The organism is Tritonibacter sp. SIMBA_163, assembly GCF_046535935.1.
In the GTDB taxonomy this organism is placed as follows: Bacteria; Pseudomonadota; Alphaproteobacteria; order Rhodobacterales; family Rhodobacteraceae; genus Epibacterium; species Epibacterium scottomollicae.
Genome location: NZ_JAWJBP010001578.1, coordinates 1 through 228, shown reverse-complemented (window position 1 = coordinate 228; position 228 = coordinate 1). Strand labels below are relative to the sequence as shown.

The 228-nt window shown below is 66.7% G+C and carries 1 protein-coding gene; it reads left to right on the top strand.

Annotation, left to right across the window (positions count from 1 at the left end; all coding sequences use genetic code 11):
• Position 1: 1 nt before the first annotated feature.
• Positions 2-228: thiamine pyrophosphate-binding protein (locus R0J92_RS27570; protein ID WP_411054019.1), on the top strand; the 227-nt coding region annotated here is incomplete at its 3' end.

The following is a 228-nucleotide window of genomic DNA, read 5'->3' as shown; positions in this document are numbered from 1 at the left end:
GATCGTCATCAAGGCGCTGATCGAGCAGGAGGTCGATACGATCTTCGGCTATCCGGGCGGGGCTGTCCTTCCGCTGTACGACGCGATGTTCAAGCAGAACAGCCTGCGCCACTATCTGGTCCGGCACGAGCAGGCGGCCGTCCACGCGGCTGAAGGCTATGCCCGCTCCACCGGGCGCGTCGGCGTGGTGCTGGTGACCAGTGGACCGGGCGCGACCAACGCCGTGAC